Here is a 14,169-nt window from a genome sequence, read left to right on the forward strand (position 1 = left end):
CGCGGCCGGGACGGCGCTCGGCGCTCGGACCAACCGTCTGGTACGAAAGAACCCCGCGGCAGTCGCAGCGCCCGGCCGGCCCGTTGCCGTAGAGCCGGACCTAGGTGACCGAACGCCAGATCAGGCCGCCGGCTCCCCGCCTCGCGTCGACCTGACGCGCCGAGCGACGACCGCAGTTGCGACATCGCCGTCGCTTTCGCCATAACGCGAGCCCAGCATTCCTGCGAGAACCTGCTTGACGGGTTGCTGCAGGATCACCGGCGAGCAAAACGACGGGCAGCTTCAATAATCCAGGAGGCACGCGTCGGCGACAGAAGCGAAGCTGCGGAACGCAGAACACAGGCCTCCCTCGCGGTGCTGAAGGTCCAGGTGATCGCCGGCGCCCATGGCAGCTTCCGCTATTGCCACGTCTCATCGTGGCTGGGCGGGCTCGACGGCCAGAGGGCAGGGAATGTCCGCTGCGTCAATAGTTTGACCTTGCTCGCCACGGCCACGTCGTTTCGGTCGCCTTCACCACATTGGGTGCGACCTGAGCGCGGAAGCGGCGGCTCATGTCGAGTCGCGCCGCTTCCGGTGACGGCTATTCGGTGACCACCGCGGCGACCGGTGCCCCTGGCAGGGTGCTGCCCTGGGAGACTGTCAACCAGGGTCCCCAGCCGGTCCACGGGTTACCGGAGGCGGTGAAGACCTCACCGCTCGGGTCGGCCAGGAACAAGGTCACCTCCTCCGGGCCGGTGAGCGCCGCGGTCACCGGTGCTCCGGGCAGGGTGCTTCCTTGCGAGACTGTCAACCAGGGTCCCCAGCCGCCCGCAGGGCTGCCGGAGGCGGTGAAGACCTCACCTTTCGGGTCGGCCAGGAACAGCGTGACCTCGTCCGGAGCGGTGAGTACCGCGGTCACCGGTGCTCCGGGCAGGGTGCTTCCTTGCGAGACTGTCAACCAGGGTCCCCAGCCGCCCGCAGGGCTGCCGGAGGCGGTGAAGACCTCACCTTTCGGGTCGGCCAGAAACAGCGTGACCTCGTCCGGAGCGGTGAGTACTGCGGTCACCTTCGCACCGGGCAGGGTGCTGCCCTCCGAAACGCTCGTCCATCGCGCCCAGCCAGTGTTAGGGCTGCCGGAGGTGGTGAAAACCTGGCCTTTGGCGTCGGTCGCGAAGAGCGTCACCTCATCCGGAACGGTGGGCACGGCGGTGATCGGCGCCCCGGGTCTCGTCCTGAAATCAGCCCCCACGGCCGACCAGCCCCATCCGAGCGAAGGGCTGCCGGTGCCGGCGTAGACCGTGCCCTCGCGATCGGCCAGGAACACGGTGACGACCTCATCCGGGCCGGTGGTCACGGCCGTGATGGGCGCACCGGGTAGGGTGCTGCCCTGCAGGCTCGACCACGGTCCCCAGCCCCCGGCGGGGCTGCCGGAGACGGTGAAGACCTCACCGTCAGGATTGGCCAGGAACAGCCGTACCTGATCCGAGCCGGTGACCAACGCGGTGACCGGTGCACCAGGCAGGGTGCTGCCCTGCGACACGGTCGACCACGATCCCCAACCGGTCCAAGGGTTACCGGAGGCGGTGAAGACCTCGCCGCTCGGGTCGGCCAGGAACGTCGTGACCGTGGCCGCCGGCGGCGAGTGCAGCAAGAGATCCGGCGAGCCGAGGCCGGCATCGGTGACGACTCCCGAGGTGCCGCGGCTGACGATCGTGTCCCGGACCTGCTGGGGCGTCAGGCCGGGATTGGCCTGCAGGATCAGCGCTGCCGCGCCTGCGACGTGCGGCGCTGCCATCGACGTGCCGCTGTCGACCGCGGTGGCGTTGTCTGATGTGGCCCATGCGGAGGTGATGTCCCCGCCCGGGGCGAAGATGTCCAAGCACCGGCCGAAGTTGCTGAAGAACTCCCTGGCGTCGGTGTCGCCGGTCGCGCCCACCGTGATCGCCTGCGCCTCCCGGGCCGGGCTGAACTCACATGCGTCGACGATGTAGTTGCCGGCCGCGACGACGTACGTCACCCCGGAGGCGATCGAGTTACGCACCGCCGCTTCCAACACCGTCGATTCGCCTATGAAGCCGAGACTCATGTTCGCGACGGCCGGGCGTACCGCGTTCGCGGTCACCCAGTCCACGCCCGCCACCACCTGCGCGAGGGTGCCGTATCCCTTGCAGTCCAGCACTCGTACCGCGACCAGCTGCACGGCCTTGGCCACGCCGTGCTCGGCGCCGCCCAGGGTGCCGGCAACATGCGTACCGTGGCCGTTGCAGTCGTTGGCGATCGGGTCGTTGTTCACGAAGTCGAACCCGTTGCGGGCCCGGCCGCCGAAATCGGTATGGGTTATGCGGATGCCGGTGTCGATGACGTACGCCGTCACGTTGGATGCCGTAAACGGGAAGCTATAAAGATCGTCCATTGGCAAGGCGCGCTGGTCGATGCGGTCGAGCCCCCACGATGGCGGCTTGGGCTGGATGTCCGCCGTGGACACCGTGTGGTTCTGGGCCACGTAGGCCACCTCGTCGCGGGCCGCCAGCCGCCGCGCCTGCGACTCGTCCACGCGGATGGAGAATCCGCGCAGCGCGTTGGTGTACACGTGGCCGACGGCGCCGTGGTGCGAGGCGGCCAGAGCTTGTGCTCGCTCGGGCACCTGGGACCGGGGCACCGCGGCGTCCTTGAGCACGACGAGGTAACTGTCGGCGACGGCGGTGGGTCCGCCCACGTCGCGGATCTCACCACCGGGCGGGGCCGCGATGGCCGCCCCGGCGAACAAGGCGGGTACCAGCGCGGCAACCGCGAGCGCCGCCAGAGCCGCCATCTGTTTGAGGTACGGCATGTGCATGCTTCCTCCGGATACTGCTTGGTCGGGACAGCTGGGCCGTCCGACCGTATGGACAGACCGGCACACGTGGACATACGCGAAAGTGCGTACCAGCCGTTAGCCGGCCATTAGCCGCGCGCGCGAAGCTGGCACCGTGAACGATTACCCGACCGGCTACCTGACCCGCCGCGAGTGGGAGGTGCTGCGCCTGGTCGCCCGCGGGCACAGCGACAAGTCGATAGCCCGGCTACTGCTCATCTCGCGGCTCACCGTGCGCAAGCACCTGGAGCACATCTACACCAAGCTCGGAGTGCACAGCCGCACCGAAGCGGTGGCCGCGGTGGCCTGGCTCAGCCAAGGATCGTACGGGTGGACCTGAGCATGACCACGTTTCCTTTGGCGGCAAAGAGGTCGCGCGCGATCCGGGCGTAGCTGGCCGCGGCCGGGAGATCGCCGGCGCCGTGACACGCGCGGGCCAGGGTCAGCGCGGCATCCGCGCGTACGCCGGCGAAGTCGGTTCTCGCCGCGACGGAGTATGCCTTGGCCGCAAGCTCCCTCGCCTCGGCCCAGGCTTGCCGGCTCGCCCGCAGCTCCGAGCGCACCATGTCCCAGCCGGCGGCGCGGACGATGTCCTGCGCCGAGCCGCCCGAGTGGCCGGAGGCCACTGCCTCGGCCTCGCTCGGCCTGTCCTGACGGGACAGCGCCAGCGCGAGCATCATCGCGTTGAGCTCGTCGGCCTCGTCCCCGCCCAACTGCGCGCCAGTCGTCAAGCCCTGCCGGGCATGTCGTTCGGCCTCGGCCGGATCGCCCGCCATCATGGCGACCCGTGCCTGGTCATGGGCCAGGAACAGCAGCGGACGCTTCACCCCCCGCCGGTTGATCTCGGTCTGCGCTGCGCCCAGCCACCGTCGCGCGGCCGCGGTGTCGCCTGCCATCGCGTACAACACGCCCAGTGCGCGCATCACCCCAAGCTGCGGATGGTCCCGGTACCCCAGCAACCGCTCACACTCGGCGATGGCCTCCGCGACCGGCGTCGGTCCCTCCGTCAGGACGATGGCGAACCCCTCGGCGACGATTCCGTCATACGGGCCGGCGGGCAGGCGCAGCGCATGCCGGGCGGCGTTCTCGTACGCCGTGGCCGCCCCGGCCAGCCTGCCCTGCTGGGCGTGACCGTCGGCGACGAACGTCCACGCCAGAGCCAGACCCTCATCGTCTCCCAGCGGTTCCAGTGCGGAGATCGCCTTCTCCGCCACCACAACCGCGTCCTGCTCGGGGTGAACGCCGGCCGAGGCGGTGACCCGCAGGAAGGCCAGTTCGAGCCGGGCGCGCCACTCGCTTCGGACATCACCGGCGCGGGCCGCCCGGTCGATCACCTCCAGCAGGACGGACACCGCCTCGGCGGTCCTGCCCAGCGTCCGCAACGGCCGCGCCGCCGCCAGCTGCCACGCCAGTCGTTGCGGCTCTTCTGGTTCGAGCAACTTGGCGGCGCGGGTCAGCAGGTCGGCCGCGCTTGCCATATCAGCGCGGCGAAACGCCCGCGTCCCCGCGTCGCCGAGGTGAACCGCCGCAAGTGAACCCAGCCGCCGGGTCCGGGCGTCCGGCGACCGCAGTGTGAGCAGGCTGGCGCGAGCCTGCTCGAAGTGATACCCGATCAACTCGCCGACCGGGTTCGCCTGTGCCGCAAGCCAATGAGCGTGCGCCTCATGCAGCGGCGCCCGAGCCGCCGGATCGGACGCGGCATACGCGGCCTGATGGAACAGCGGATGCGGGAACTCGTACCCGTCGCCCATCGGCCTCACGAGCCGGCGCGCCGACAGACTCCGCAACTGGCTGACCACATTAGGGTAAGCCTGCTCCGATACCAGCGCCCGTACCGCCGCCGTGGTGAATTGGCGCCCCACCACCGCCGCGCACTCCAGGACGGCCCACTCATCCGGCGCCAGGCCGCGTATCCGCCTGGACAGCAAGGCAAGCTCCGCGGAACCAGGATCGGCGGCCGCCTCACCCCCGCCGGCCGACCCGGCGGGCGACTCGCCCACCAACCCGGCGTCCTGGCGCAGGACCGCCTGCTCCAGCCAACGCAACTGCGGACCGGGCTCGATGCCCAGTTCCTCGGCCATCCACGACCTGGCCCGCCGGTATGCCGCAAGCGCGTCGACCTGCCTGCCCGCCCGGTAGAGCGCAAGCATCAACTGCGCCCAGAACCTCTCCCGTTGCGGATGCCGCCGTACCAGCCGCTGCAACTCAGGCACCAGCGCGCCATGCCGTCCGAGGTTGAGGTCCGCCTCGATCGCCTCCTCCACCGCGCAGAGCCGGCGCTCCTCCAACGCCGCGATCTCGGCCTGCGCAAAGTGCTCGAACCGGTACGTGTCCAGCGCGGGACCACGCCACATGGCAAGCGCTTGACGCAGCAACGCCGACCGCCGTAGCTCATCCGGCGACGCCTGCGCCACCCCGGTCAGCGCCACGAACCTGCCGCTGTCCGTCTGCTCGGGCTCCAGCGCCAGCTGGTATCCGCCCGCGGCCGTGTGCAGGACCTCGCCTCCCAGTGCCTTGCGCAGGCGGGACACGTAGCCGTGCAGCGCCGTGGACGCCGTTCGTGGGGGATGACCGTCCCAGAGCAGGTCCGTGAGCATCTCCACCGAGTGCGCCGAGCCGGCGTGGATCAGCAGAAACCCGAAGAGCTTGCGTGCCCGCCCGCCCGGGATCGCGACAGGCTCGCCGGACCGCTCCACCACAAGCGGCCCGAGCACACCGACCTCCAGCACCCGGAAACGAGACCACGCAGGCCATGCCCCGTCAATCCCGCACCCGACACGCCCCGCCATAACTCAGCTGACTTGGAGGTTCAGGCCGTCCGTGGCGATGTTGGTAACGGCGACCGTCCCGCCGTCCACCACCGCCATCCAGGACAGCTTGACCGGACCTGGCGGCTGGTCGGGCGGGACGTCAGCACGCGTATACGCCGTGTTCGAACACATCGAGCCACGTGCAGTGGGCGTGCCGTCCCTGCGACCGACTCATCGCCTCGGTTCTGCTGCTGCAGTCAGCCCGCCCCGGGTCGTCTGTGTCTGTAGCCTCACTTGCCGCGACGGAGCTGCGCGAGTTCCGTCGTCGATGAACGCCGTCATCAAGTAGGCAAGCGTGCACTAGCGCGAGCAGGTGATGCTTGCGGCCGGTGGCGGTGCGGCGCGGTCACCTCCCCAGGCGCATGTTGCGGGCATGCGGGCGGGCGGACACGCTGCTGTAAGAGCTGAACGACAGCAACACACCTGACAGCTATGGTCTTGATGTCCGTTCGTGCTGGGGGGACCGGTTGGTGATTGCGCCATACCGACTGCATTGTCGATGTGGGGCGGTCCTCCGCACCGCCCCACATCTTCGCGTCGCTTCAGCCGCTCCGCGCGCCGTTCGTACACCTCGCGGGGTGTGCTGGTTCTTCGAAAGCGCGTCGAGGCATGTGATTGTCGGTTTGCGCGACGTCGTGGCGTGTGGAGTCTCCCGCCCGTGGCGAGGTGTCCAGCAGCCACCACCGCCGATGGCTTGCCGATGGCGGCTGTCATGCCGCGGTGTCGGCGTCGATGGTTTGCTCTGCTGTGCGCGGCAGGGCCTGGGCGGGGATGAGCGCAGGCGTGCGAAGGCGCCAGCGGTGCTGCGGTTTGGGCGGTCCGTCGTTGGCGAGGATGACCGCAAGCCATGGCAGCAGGACCATTCCCAGCCCGCACAAGGGCAGCCACAACCACAGCAGGGGAGCTTCGGCGATGGCGAGGACTCCTGCCGCCAGCAGGCACGCTGCCCGCAGCAGCATCATCGCCACGTAGCGGCGCTCCCGATGGCGAAGCTCCTGCTGCGGGCTGGCAGGGGCGTCGGTGATGAGTTCGGCGTGTCGGCGTGTCAGCATGAATGCCGGCCTCGGTCGCTGTGGCAGGGCTGGGAGACGTCGGCCTGGGGTGTGACGGGCATGGTGAACCACGCGACCTTGCCCGCAGGGTCGGCGGCTTGGCGGTAGAGGCCCATGTCCCGGCTCAGCGCGGCCACCAGGCGAAGGCTGTCCTGGCGTCGGCCGCCAGCGGGCGCAAGTACGGGGTCGTCGTCGCGCACGCCGACGGTCAGGGCGAGCGCACCGTCGGGGTCGCGCCACAGGTTGACGCTGACGTGCATCTGGGTACTGGTGGTGGCGACCGAGGCGGCGGCGAGTTCGCTGAAGGCCACGAGCGCGCGGTCGGTCGGGGACTTCGTGGCCCAGTCGGCCAGCAGACCGCGGATCCAGTGCCGGGCCCCGAACATCGCGGTCGGTTCGGTGGTGAACACGCGGTGGGCCGAGCGGGTCTGCGAGTCGGCGCCTGCCGGCGGCAGCGGCAGTGGGCTGGGCGGGTGTCGCAGCGCCGTGACCGCGCTGTGCACCGAGGGGAACATGTCCAACGCTGCGCCGGGCGAGGCGGCCAGCAGTCGGGCCGGTGGCGCGATGAGAGCGCCGCTGGGCCCGTGGTCGTCGCCGGCGAGCGCGTTCAAGCCGGCGTCAGTCCATACGGTCAGGCCCTGCACCAGGAAAGGACCCGATCCGGTCAGCTGGGCGGCGGTGGCACGCAGCTGTGCGGCCCGCTGCTGGTCGAGCACGTCGGCGGTGAACACGGCCACGCCGTCGTGTATTCGTGCCCGGGTCTGATGGGCGAACTGCCCGATCGGCGCGGGTCGTAGCGACATCACCGGCACATCAACCACCACTCCTGCGTAGATTAGGACTTAACAACTTTAGCAAGTCACTAGCGCTCAAGCGCCGTGGAGTGCGCCAGCGCCGGGCGATGTGCGGCAGAGGCCGGTCGCCGGCCGTTACATGAAGGACACGTTCCCGGTGTCCAGGTCGTAGACGGCGCCGGCGATGTGCAGTCGGTGGGTCTGCGCCCAGCCGGCGATGAGCGGGCTGCTGTGGAGCCTGCGGATCTGCAGGGCGATGTTGGCCCGGACGGCGTTGGCGACCAGGTCACCTGGCCTGCCGACAACCTTCTCGACGGCTGGGCGCAGGTGCCGCACCAGGACGCCCCCATGCCCGAGGGTGGGGGCCGGGCCGGTGACTGCTTCGACGGCGGCGGTGACCGCACCGCAGCGTTCGTGGCCGAGGACCACGACCAGCGGTGGCCGGAAGTGTTCCAACGCGTACTCGATACTGCCGGTGACGACCTCGTCGGCGATGTTGCCGGCGACGCGGTTGTCGAACACGTCGCCCAGGCCCTGGTCGAACAGGATCTCGGGGGCGACGCGTGAGTCCGCGCAGCCCAGCGTGATGACGAACGGCTGCTGCCCGGCGGCGAGCTGGTGCTGGCGGCGGGGCTGCTGATGCGGGTGGCGGGCTCTGCCCTCGGCGAACCTGCGGTTTCCCTCGGCGAGCAGCGCCAACACCCGTGAGGCGGCGCGTGGTGGGTCGGCGGATGCGGCCTGGGCGAAGCCGGGGCTTGGCAACGCGAGCGGCAGTCCGGCTGCCAGCAGCGCACGTCTGTGCATGATGGTCCGTCCTTGCGCCGTGGGTTCATGCCGGCGCGTCGCGCCAGGCCGCAGGTTCCAGGTGTGGCAACGCGTGGGCGGCTACGTGGCGCCGGGTGCCCTGAGGACCGGGCCGGGCACGCGGTCGGGATCGATCGGGTCGGGCTCGGCGCACAGGACCTGCCGGGCGAGCGGGCAGATCCGGGTGATCAGCAGCGAGTCGTGGTGGGCACGGATCTCCAGGAACCCGGCGACCTGCAGCGCCGTCAACCCGGCCAGGACCCGGTCAGTCGGCTCGCTCAGATCGGCGGCGTAGGCGACCGGGTCGACGGTGAAAACGCCACGGTCGTATGCGGCGACGACCTTCGCCAGCAGCGGCCGCTGCAGCTGCCTCCACAGCCTCTCCATGCAAGATCCAACGAGTCCCCGGCCGAGTGGTGAACGCCGCAAACATTCGCAATATGGTGATAATGGTCACATAAGCTGCGCAATCAGCAGATTACGCAATTGAAGATGTACTCAATTACTGAGCCGCGCTGGGGGCGCCGCAGCCGGGTCCGTGCGTGTCGTGGACACCGACGGGCCGAGGCTGCGCAGTGTCTCGGACAGCGACTTGGCAGAAGTGGCGGCTTCCGGGGTGGTAGGCGGCGTGGCGCGCCAGGTGGCTACGCGGCGCTGGCGGGCAGCGCTGCGTACCCGTCGACCGACCGTGTTGAAAGGCAGGACGATGTATCTCCTGTTCGGAAAGTGGTACCTCTGTTACCTCGCCGTGCTCGGGCTCGGCGCACTCGGCGGCCTCGTCGTGCTGGTGCGGATCCTTGTCGAGGGCTCGCGGACGGATGCGACCGTGCCTGCGGATCAAGGCCGAGACGAGGCCGTCGACTCCGAGGCGGACCAATGAGCCCCGTCCGTTGAGCTGCCCGCGGTTTCCGGCGGTGAGTTCAACGGCTCCGCTGTCCCGACGCGCGATCGGCGCGAGGATCGTTGCGCCGTTCCCGAAGCCTGGGAGATCGGGCTTGCCCCGCCTGTGTCTTCGCTGTGCTGCCCTGAACGATGCGGGGCGTCGGCCGCGCAGTGATCGGTGCCGTGGGCGAGTCCGCCGCCGGGATCTGCTGCCCGGGCCGGCCGCATTGGGATACCTGAAGCCCGGCCAGGTTGAACACAGCGGTTGCCGTAGGAGCCGGCCCGAGGCGGCCTTCGTGATCGATAACGGTCGATCAGTGCGTCGCGGCTAGGAAGGCGCCGTAGAAGATGCCCAGCCCGATCGCGGCGCACCGACTCTCCCGTCCTGCCCGTGGTGGTCTGGCGTCATCGTCGATGGGCGTGGCATCACCGATCACCGTCAGCTCCTCCACGCACGGCTCGGCCGGGAGGCGGCCAACCTGCCGTGGCCCGCCCCGCGCCACCATGCAACGGAGCACGGCGAAGGCTAGCCGTTCCCGCCGCAGGGTAGTCAATCCCATGGTGCCGCCGCCGTCAGGGCCTCGCCGCCACGGCCTGCGCGGATGGGCTATGGAGGTCGGCAGGCCGGCCGCGGTGGTCCGGCACCCGGCCCGGCCTCCATGCCGCGCCACGTCCCGGGACGCTGCCGACGGATCCTGGTCGAGGCGACCCCTGGCGGCAGGTCGTGGCGCTGGGGGCCAGACAGCACCGGCGGGCGCCAGCTGCAGTGATTCGCATCACATGACTTGCGAGATGCATCTGTGTAGCAATTGAAAAGGTGTTCAATTGCTGAGTCAAATCATCGCGCGGGTGGGGTTGTCGGGTCGTGGGTGTGCCGATGTACGAGAGCAAGGCCGAGTTCTTCCGGACCCTGGGTCATCCGGTGCGCATCCGCGTGCTGGAACTGCTCGGCGAAGGGCCCAAGGCGGTGCGGGACCTGCTCGCCGACGTGGAGATCGAAGCCTCGAGTCTGTCTCAGCAGCTGGCGGTGTTGCGCCGCGCGGGGATCGTCGTGTCCTACCGTGACGGCGCGGCCGTGATGTACGCCCTGTCCGGGCCTGATGTGGCTGAGGTGATGGCTGCCGCGCGCCGGTTCCTGACCGCGATGATCGCCGGGCAGGCCGAGCTGCTCGACGAGCTGCGCGTCGCCGAGTCCGCGGCGGCGGCGCAGTGAGCGGTGTGGCGGCGGTGTGCCGGGGCGGTTGGGAGCGGGTGTCGGCGTTGCTGCCCGGGCGTGCGGACTGGGCGACGATGCGCCGCCAGCCACGACGTGACCTGCTCGCCGGGTTGACCGTCGCGGTCGTCGCGTTGCCTCTGGCGCTGGGTTTCGGTGTGTCCTCCGGCCTCGGCGCCGCAGCCGGCCTGGCCACCGCGATTGTTGCCGGAGCCCTCGCCGCGCTGCTGGGCGGCTCCAACCTGCAGGTCTCCGGCCCCACCGGTGCGATGACCGTCGTGCTGGTCCCGATCGTGCACCGGTTCGGACCCGGCGGTGTGCTCACCGTCGGACTGATCGCCGGCGTACTGCTGGTCGCCCTCGCCCTGGCCCGCGCCGGCAGGTACGTGCGCTACGTGCCCGCACCGGTCGTCGAAGGCTTCACCGCCGGCATCGCCGCGGTGATCTTCCTGCAGCAGGTTCCCGCAGCGCTCGGCGTGCCCGCCCCGGAAGGGGAGAAGGTCACTGCCATCGCGTGGCAGGCGGTCGTCGACTTCGCCGCGCAGCCGCAGTGGACCGCCCTGGCGCTGGCGCTCGGTGTGGCGACAGTCATGCTGATCGGTGCCCGCTGGAAACCTGGCGTGCCGTTCTCGCTGCTGGCCGTTGCGGCGGTGACCGTCGTTGCGGTGGTCGCGCACCTGGACGTGGCGCGTATCGGACAACTCCCGGCGACGCTGCCCGCGCCTTCCCTTGGCTTTCTCGACCCGGCCGCCGTGCCGATGCTGCTCACCTCGGCGGTGGCCGTGGCCGCCCTCGCCGCGCTGGAGAGTCTGCTGTCGGCCACGGTCGCCGACGGGATGACCGTCGGGCAGCGCCACGACCCGGACCGGGAACTGTTCGGCCAGGGTGTGGCCAACCTGGTCACGCCGCTGTTCGGCGGCGTGCCCGCCACTGCCGCGATCGCCCGCACCGCCGTCAACGTCCGCACCGGCGCCGGCTCGCGCCTTGCCGCACTCACCCACGCCCTGGTCCTGGCTTTGATCATGCTGGCGGCCGCGCCGCTGGTCGCGCACATCCCCCTCGCGGCGCTGGCCGGGGTGCTGCTGGCGACCGCGATCCGCATGGTCGAGGTGAGCTCCCTGCTCGCACTGGCCCGCTCGACCCGCTCTGATGCGGTGCTGATGGTGCTCACCGCGGCCGCGACCCTGGCCCTGGACCTGATCGCGGCGGTCGGCATCGGCCTGGTCCTCGCCGCGTTCCTGGCGGTGCGCAAGATCGCCCGTGCGGCGACGCTGGAGCAGGTGCCTTTGGACGTGGCCGACCACCATGCCGAGGAGGCGGCGCTGCTGGCCGAGCACATCGTCGCGTACCGTTTCGACGGCCCGCTGTTCTTCGCGGCCGCCCACCGCTTCCTCCTCGAACTGACCGAAGTCGCCGACGTGCGGGTGGTGATCCTGCGGATGTCGCGGGTGTCGGCCGTCGACGGCACCGGCGCCAGCGTGCTGCGCGACGCGATCGAACGCCTCGAACATCGCGGTATCACCGTCTACCTGTCCGGTGTACGTCCCGAGCACGAGCGCGCGCTGTCCGCGATCGGCGTACTCGAACGCCTGCGGGCACAAGGCCGGCTGTTCGCGCACACCCCGGACGCGATCACCGCCGCCCGGGCGCTACTGCACCGGACCGGCGTGCTCGTCAGCCCCGAACCGGCCCTGAAGGCAGGGTGAGGACGGGTGCAGCCACACAGACGCGCGGCCTGGCACGCCTACCTGGCCGTCGCGACGCAGCTGCTGCCCGCGTTGCGGCGTGCCGCACTTGACGACGTGGCCCTGTCCGAGCAGTTCGCGGCCCTGAGCGAGCACCTGGCCGCGGGCCGGCGCTGGTGGGGTGTCGACGGTGAGCGGATGTCGGCGATCGCGGCCCGCGCCGACGCGATGCATCACTGCGGTGATCACACCGGAGCTGCGGTGCTGCTGCGGGCGTTGGCGGTGCGGCTGTTCGCGATCTCCAGCAGCATCCCGACCGCGTCCTGCGACGGCCGCGACTCGCAGTGACCTGCCGCAGCCGCGGCGTCGGCCTGTGCGCCTGCGGCCGATGGCGGCTGCGGCGATGCGTCCGGCGTTATGGGGCTGATCAGACCCAGGTCCCCGTCGTGGCGGCGGTAGAGCAGATTGCCACGGCCGGTGCCGCGGTCGGTGTAGAAGATGAAGGGCACCGCGTTGGTGGCGAGCCGCTGCGCGGCCTCGGCGGGGTCGAGCACGGCTGCGGGCCGCGTGTCGACCTGGATCGCGGCCGGGATCCGGCTCGACGATGTGGTGCCCTGCCGGGTCACTCGCAGCTGGTCGTATCCGCTGCGATAGATGACGGCGTCGGCGCCGGCGTCGGCCGCGGTGAACAGGTGCGCCTCGTAGTCCATGGCAGACAAGCGCATCGCCGCTTGTGCAGCGGTGGCCGTCTGTAGCCGCACCGCTTTGAGCCGGGCGATGGCGCCTTCGCCGGGCACGGCGAGTCTGCGCCGGAACGGCAGCGGCGATGTGGCCGAGTCCATGCTCTGCGCCAGCCGGTGGATCTGGCGTTCCAGCCGGTCGAAGGCTGCTGTTGCGGCGGTGTAGGGGCTGCGGGCGGAGATCTGGATACGGGCGGGTTCCCCGCGGACCTGCAGGTTGACCTGGATCAGGGTCGGCCCGGGCAGTTGTTTGCCGACAGTGATGCGCAATCGGACCGGTCCGGCTGCGTTGGCGTCGGCGGCGACCACGGCCGCGACCGCCTGCCGGGTGAGGTCGGCGAAGCCGGGATCGACCTCGCCGCGGGTGCACAACTCGACGCGGACACCGCCCTGCCGGGGCACGGGCCGGGAGCCTGGGGACGCCATGGCCGCCTCCATCTACCGCCCTGGTGCCGTGCTCGTGGCACGGCACCAGGGCCGGGTCAGTCGCCGATAGGGATGTGGGTCAGGTCGGTCCACAGGTCGCGCATGGCCGGATAGGAGCGCTCGGGCAGGGTCCTGATCACCTCGATGACCTCGGGCCGGGCGTGACTGCCTGTGGCGTATGCCAGTAGCCGGTCGCGGGTGGCGGGTCCGGCGTTGAACGCGGCCTCGATGTGGTCGGCCAGTTCGGTGCGGGTCACGGTCACCGGGTGTGCTCCTTAAAGGGTGTCGGGTGGTGGCGTGGCCCGCCGCTCGGGGAAGGAGGAGGGGTTCGACGGGCCACGCCACGATCATGGGGGTGTGTGGTTAACGCAGTCTTGCCTTCAGTTCGTCGAGTTCGGCCCACAGCGAGCCGGGCAGTTTGTGCCCGAAGCCGTGGAACCATTCGGTGATCTGCGGGATCTCCGCAGACCACTCGAGGGGGTCGACTTGCAACACCGCGGCCAGGTCTTCGTCGGTGAGATCGAGGCCGTCGGTGTCGATCGCAGCGGGGTAGGGGACCATGCCGATCGGGGTGTCGACGGCGTCAGCGGTGCCTTCAAGGCGTTCGACGACCCACTTGAGTACGCGGGAGTTCTCGCCGTAGCCGGGCCACAGGAACCTGCCGTCCTCGCCCCGGCGGAACCAGTTCACCTGGAAGATCTTCGGCAGCTTGTCCGCGTCGGTGGTGCTCTTGCCGATGTGCAGCCAGTGGTTGAGGTAGTCACCCGCGTGGTAGCCGATGAACGGCAGCATCGCCATCGGGTCCCGGCGCACGACACCGACCTGCCCGACGGCAGCGGCGGTGGTCTCCGAAGACAGGGTCGCGCCCATGAACACGCCGTGGTTCCAGTCCCGAGACTGCGTCACGAGAGGCACGGTGGTCTTGCGGCG

At 70.3% G+C, this 14,169-nt stretch carries 14 protein-coding genes; 5 read left to right on the forward strand and 9 right to left on the reverse strand.

Features of this window, described 5'->3' with window-relative positions; translation table 11 throughout:
• Window positions 1–580: 580 nt before the first annotated feature.
• Window positions 581–2,809, reverse strand: coding sequence for a S8 family serine peptidase (locus Cco03nite_RS43085; RefSeq protein WP_373314329.1), 2,229 nt, complete (start codon window positions 2,807–2,809; stop codon window positions 581–583).
• 139 nt (window positions 2,810–2,948) lie between these two features.
• Between Cco03nite_RS43085 and Cco03nite_RS26635 the strand changes: the two genes are divergently transcribed.
• Window positions 2,949–3,173 carry a response regulator transcription factor gene (locus Cco03nite_RS26635; protein ID WP_275412077.1) on the forward strand — a complete coding sequence of 75 codons (225 nt, stop codon included), beginning with the start codon at window positions 2,949–2,951 and terminating at the stop codon, window positions 3,171–3,173.
• On the opposite strand, the gene Cco03nite_RS26640 is transcribed toward Cco03nite_RS26635, so the two are convergent.
• The 5 genes from Cco03nite_RS26640 to Cco03nite_RS26660 all read right to left on the reverse strand — a co-directional run bounded on the left by Cco03nite_RS26640 (window position 3,145) and on the right by Cco03nite_RS26660 (window position 8,680).
• Entirely contained in the window at window positions 3,145–5,562 is a 2,418-nt protein-coding gene (locus tag Cco03nite_RS26640) for an AfsR/SARP family transcriptional regulator (RefSeq protein ID WP_203694956.1), read from the reverse strand. The two genes, Cco03nite_RS26635 and Cco03nite_RS26640, sit on opposite strands and share 29 nt — an antisense overlap.
• Before the next feature lie 791 nt (window positions 5,563–6,353).
• Window positions 6,354–6,695 carry a DUF3099 domain-containing protein gene (locus Cco03nite_RS26645; RefSeq protein ID WP_203694957.1) on the reverse strand — a complete coding sequence of 114 codons (342 nt, stop codon included), beginning with the start codon at window positions 6,693–6,695 and terminating at the stop codon, window positions 6,354–6,356.
• A complete protein-coding gene (locus Cco03nite_RS26650; protein ID WP_203694958.1) occupies window positions 6,689–7,498 on the reverse strand; it encodes a hypothetical protein in 810 nt (269 codons plus the stop codon). Before Cco03nite_RS26650 ends, Cco03nite_RS26645 begins: the two co-directional genes overlap by 7 nt.
• 126 nt (window positions 7,499–7,624) lie before the next feature.
• Window positions 7,625–8,293 carry a carbonic anhydrase gene (locus Cco03nite_RS26655; RefSeq protein WP_203694959.1) on the reverse strand — a complete coding sequence of 223 codons (669 nt, stop codon included), beginning with the start codon at window positions 8,291–8,293 and terminating at the stop codon, window positions 7,625–7,627.
• An 81-nt stretch (window positions 8,294–8,374) separates the two neighbouring features.
• Window positions 8,375–8,680: a hypothetical protein gene (locus tag Cco03nite_RS26660; RefSeq protein ID WP_203694960.1), complete on the reverse strand. Its 306-nt coding sequence runs from the start codon at window positions 8,678–8,680 to the stop codon at window positions 8,375–8,377.
• A 160-nt stretch (window positions 8,681–8,840) separates the two neighbouring features.
• On the opposite strand from Cco03nite_RS26660, the gene Cco03nite_RS26665 reads away from it, so the two are divergent.
• The 4 genes from Cco03nite_RS26665 to Cco03nite_RS26680 all read left to right on the forward strand — a co-directional run bounded on the left by Cco03nite_RS26665 (window position 8,841) and on the right by Cco03nite_RS26680 (window position 12,421).
• Window positions 8,841–9,173, forward strand: coding sequence for a hypothetical protein (locus Cco03nite_RS26665; protein WP_203694961.1), 333 nt, complete (start codon window positions 8,841–8,843; stop codon window positions 9,171–9,173).
• A gap of 867 nt (window positions 9,174–10,040) precedes the next feature.
• Window positions 10,041–10,388, forward strand: a complete 348-nt coding sequence (locus Cco03nite_RS26670) for an ArsR/SmtB family transcription factor (protein WP_203694962.1) — start codon at window positions 10,041–10,043, stop codon at window positions 10,386–10,388.
• 77 nt (window positions 10,389–10,465) lie between these two features.
• The gene (locus Cco03nite_RS26675) at window positions 10,466–12,094 is read left to right on the forward strand and encodes a SulP family inorganic anion transporter (RefSeq protein ID WP_203694971.1); all 1,629 of its coding nucleotides are present in this window, start codon (window positions 10,466–10,468) and stop codon (window positions 12,092–12,094) included.
• A gap of 6 nt (window positions 12,095–12,100) precedes the next feature.
• On the forward strand, window positions 12,101–12,421 hold the full coding sequence (locus Cco03nite_RS26680) for a hypothetical protein (protein ID WP_203694963.1): 321 nt from the start codon (window positions 12,101–12,103) through the stop codon (window positions 12,419–12,421).
• Here the strand turns inward: Cco03nite_RS26680 and Cco03nite_RS26685 are convergent.
• The 3 genes from Cco03nite_RS26685 to Cco03nite_RS26695 all read right to left on the reverse strand — a co-directional run.
• The gene (locus Cco03nite_RS26685) at window positions 12,319–13,239 is read right to left on the reverse strand and encodes a sigma 54 modulation/S30EA ribosomal C-terminal domain-containing protein (protein ID WP_203694964.1); all 921 of its coding nucleotides are present in this window, start codon (window positions 13,237–13,239) and stop codon (window positions 12,319–12,321) included. The genes Cco03nite_RS26680 and Cco03nite_RS26685 overlap by 103 nt on opposite strands.
• 56 nt (window positions 13,240–13,295) lie before the next feature.
• Window positions 13,296–13,502, reverse strand: coding sequence for a DUF2795 domain-containing protein (locus Cco03nite_RS26690; protein ID WP_203694965.1), 207 nt, complete (start codon window positions 13,500–13,502; stop codon window positions 13,296–13,298).
• 100 nt (window positions 13,503–13,602) lie between these two features.
• A partial coding sequence (locus tag Cco03nite_RS26695; protein ID WP_203694966.1) for a phosphoenolpyruvate carboxykinase domain-containing protein occupies window positions 13,603–14,169 on the reverse strand: 567 nt, incomplete at its 5' end.

Origin of the sequence: Catellatospora coxensis, from assembly GCF_016862635.1 — a bacterium.
GTDB classification, from domain to species: Bacteria; Actinomycetota; Actinomycetes; order Mycobacteriales; family Micromonosporaceae; genus Catellatospora; species Catellatospora coxensis.